Annotated in this window: 4 protein-coding genes and 1 pseudogene; all 5 read right to left on the bottom strand. The window is 48.8% G+C overall.

The features are described 5' to 3' along the window. Positions 1-429: pseudogene (locus IBX50_RS19075) on the bottom strand (chemotaxis protein); the annotation flags it as partial. A 3-nt stretch (positions 430-432) separates the two neighbouring features. Then, on the bottom strand, positions 433-951 hold the full coding sequence (locus IBX50_RS19070; RefSeq protein WP_292257983.1) for a PAS domain-containing protein: 519 nt from the start codon (positions 949-951) through the stop codon (positions 433-435). Between the two features lie 256 nt (positions 952-1,207). Beyond that, complete coding sequence (locus tag IBX50_RS19065; protein WP_292257982.1) at positions 1,208-2,308, bottom strand: hypothetical protein; 1,101 nt, start codon at positions 2,306-2,308, stop codon at positions 1,208-1,210. Between the two features lie 4 nt (positions 2,309-2,312). After that, on the bottom strand, positions 2,313-2,891 hold the full coding sequence (locus IBX50_RS19060; RefSeq protein ID WP_292257981.1) for a DUF1007 family protein: 579 nt from the start codon (positions 2,889-2,891) through the stop codon (positions 2,313-2,315). Then, the coding region (locus tag IBX50_RS19055) for a hypothetical protein (protein WP_292257980.1) at positions 2,860-3,085 on the bottom strand (226 nt) is incomplete at its 5' end. The genes IBX50_RS19055 and IBX50_RS19060, both read right to left, overlap by 32 nt.

Genomic DNA, 3,085 nt, shown 5'->3' with positions numbered 1-3,085 from the left:
CATCCCTTTGGAGAGGGTTTTGCGAGAAAAATCTCCCTGACTGACTGCAGCAAATGCTGAGTTGACTTCCTTGAAGTAACTTTCGATCAGATCCAGAAAATCATTCAGATCCCAGCTGACCCGCCCAACTTCACCCAACCCCTTGGTATGGGTAATACGATGGTGCATTTCACCCACCCGCGCTTTCTGCAGGGCAACATCAATTAATGACAGGGTAATCAGGGGTTTGCGGGCATAACGCCAGGCATAAATACTGAACAACAAGGCCAGCAGTGGAGGAATTCCAACCCATAACCAGTGTTCACTCAGTAAAGCTACCAAGGCTGCACCGAGTGTCAGCAGATTAAAAATCACACAAGCAATCAAAAACTTGGCACTTAAAAAGGGTGATCCCCTGGAAATATGGTGTGTCAGATTGGCTTGATACATGGTTTATTCCTGTAGTTGCTCAAGCTGACGAATCAGATCGTTGTAACTGCAACCCTGTTGATCGACCTGCTCTACCAGCCACTGCATGGAAACCTGAGGTGCCTGACTGGCAGACAGTTCAGCCTCAATTTCCAGCATTTTTTTATACCATTGGGAAACCTGACGCACTGCAGCAAAATTAGGGCGACGACGCACCGAAAAATAACCGGCCAGTGAAGCATCCGCCTTGTAATCCGGGGTGACATTAGCCAGAACCCAATAATAACCACCATCCGAAGTGCGGTTTTTGACGTATCCAAAGAACTCTTTTCCTTCCTGCAGGGTATGCCACAGAAAACGGAAAACTCCGCGCGGCATATCAGCATGACGAATCAGGTTATGGGGTTTGCCCAGTAACTGCGGCTCAGAATAACCAACTATCTCCATAAAGCGGCGATTAGCATAGGTGATTCGACCCTTTGGATCTGTTTTGCTGACGATCAGATCATCTTCGTCCAGTCGGATTTCCTGATCACGGGTCATGGAGCTACTCCTGGGCTGGGGGAGGGGTTAACAGGTAAGTGAAAGATTTTATTAAGTAATGACCGGCTATTCTAGTAGAGACTTTTGTAGTGGCGCTGAAGATTTGCACAAAAGGTTAATATAGATCAAAAAAATGCCCATCTTTTTGTCCATTCATTCAAGCAAGGCATTTATCCACGTCCACACACAGGATTTATCCCCAGTACCTCACAGGTTTATCCACAGGCTGAGCCCACGTACCACCCGGCTCAACCGGTCAAAACAGTCCCAGTGGATGATCGGTGCTCAGGCTTCCAAGCAACAAGCTAGCACCCAGCAATAAGATGACAAGACCACCTGCCATTGCCAGCAGAGCGGCAACACTTGCCATGCTTTGTCCCTGCAGGCGTAATAACCGCTGAGCCAGTTGCCGTGCCTGAACCGCCAGCGTTGCCAACACTGCAACTGTCAGTGCTGTTCCCAGAGCCATAGCCACTGTAGCGGCCACACCCACCCACCATAAACCCATCAGATTAGCGACCACCAGCACCAGCACGGCACCAGAACAAGGGCGCAAACCAATGGAGAGCAGCAGCCCGGTGTTCTGAATCCAGCTTTTTCCCTCTGTTTGCTCCGGTGCGACATGATGCACCTTGCCACAGGATGGGCAGGGGGTTGCCGTATTTGAACCCGTTATTTTTAACGGGGTAAAAACAGGCGTTATTCCAGTTGATGCGATGGGTTTAAATTGAGGCCGCTGGGTAGGCGTAGTGTGCAGAACACTCACCCTTTTGCAGCGCATCCGCCAAAGCTGCCGGATACCGCGAGCAATTAAAACCAGCCCCAGCAGAACAATAAGAACAAAGCTGACCACTTCGACATAAAATACACTGGAGAAGGCTTCACGAGCCAGGCGACCGAACACATGAACCAGTAGTGTCACCAATAAAACAGCTGTGACGGCCTGCAACATGGCGGCAATAAAAGACAGCCACAAACCTCTTTGTAATTTTTCGGGTTGGGTCAGCAAATAGGTGGTTAATACTGCTTTACCGTGCCCGGGCCCTGCAGCATGAAAAACACCGTAAAAAAAACTCAACAACAATAATGCACGGGCATTATCCCAGCTGCCTTGCTCACTAAGCCGTTCGATTTTATCTGCCAGACCACGATGCAGCTCACGTTGTTTTTGCATGATCCAGAAAGTCAGCTGCTGCCAACTCCAACTGGAGCTGCTGCTTACCGCAGACTCTGATTTAGTGGGAGTGGATTGCATCACCTGATCATTATTCTGATTAGCAGGTGGTAACCCAGGCAGGGGTGAAGCATAAAGACTGATACTGAAGACTATTAATAAAAAAGCCGACCACCACTTCATCCAGTTAATCCTTATTTGTATCTTCTGATTGGCACTGGATCAACACCCGCTCAGCAAAATGGGAACCCAGCTCTGGATCATCAGGTGTTTGATCTGCATCCAGTGCCAGGGCTTTTTCTATTAAATCACTGGATGGGTTGGGTGCCTGTAGATCCACCTGACAGGCAGGCGGCAGGCTGGCTCGATCCAAGCCAATTTCCGGGGTATGTAATATCTCGATATAATAACTGGGGTCATACACCTGATAATTGAATGGTGTGCGGCTATCCAGTGGGGTTTGTAACGGCAATACAAAACTGAACTCCACCCGTTGCCCGACCCGCATCAGGTTGTATTCGGTCACTTCAGAAAAAACCTGACGCGATCCCTGACTGCTCACACGAGAGAAAAAATCAAACCGTGCCAGATTGGTGGCCACTTCCAGCGCCAGCTGATCATAACGTTGTTCTTGTTCATTAGCTGGGCCACCGCGCTCCAGCTCTTCTATCAGTATCAGGCTGTAAAAGGGATCAAAACGCCAGGATTGCTGCAAGGCAACCAGCTGTTGCTGGTCATTCATTAATGGACGAACCCGAAGATCCACCCAAACATGGGGATGTGCCTGTGATAACCCTGTAACCAGAGCCAAGGTTATAAAACTGATCAAACGTAAACAGGCCTGAATCTGGCAATTTCTCATTATGGATTTCCGCTAAACCTTTTTGGTTGCCATAAGTTGCCAGATTCAGACTTGATCCACCAGTTATTGTTCCAGCGCAGTCAGCAAAGTTTCCAGAT

The sequence above is a fragment of the Marinospirillum sp. genome, from assembly GCF_014859565.1.
Note: the sequence above shows the minus strand (reverse complement) of the source record. Positions and strands in the feature narration are given on the sequence as shown.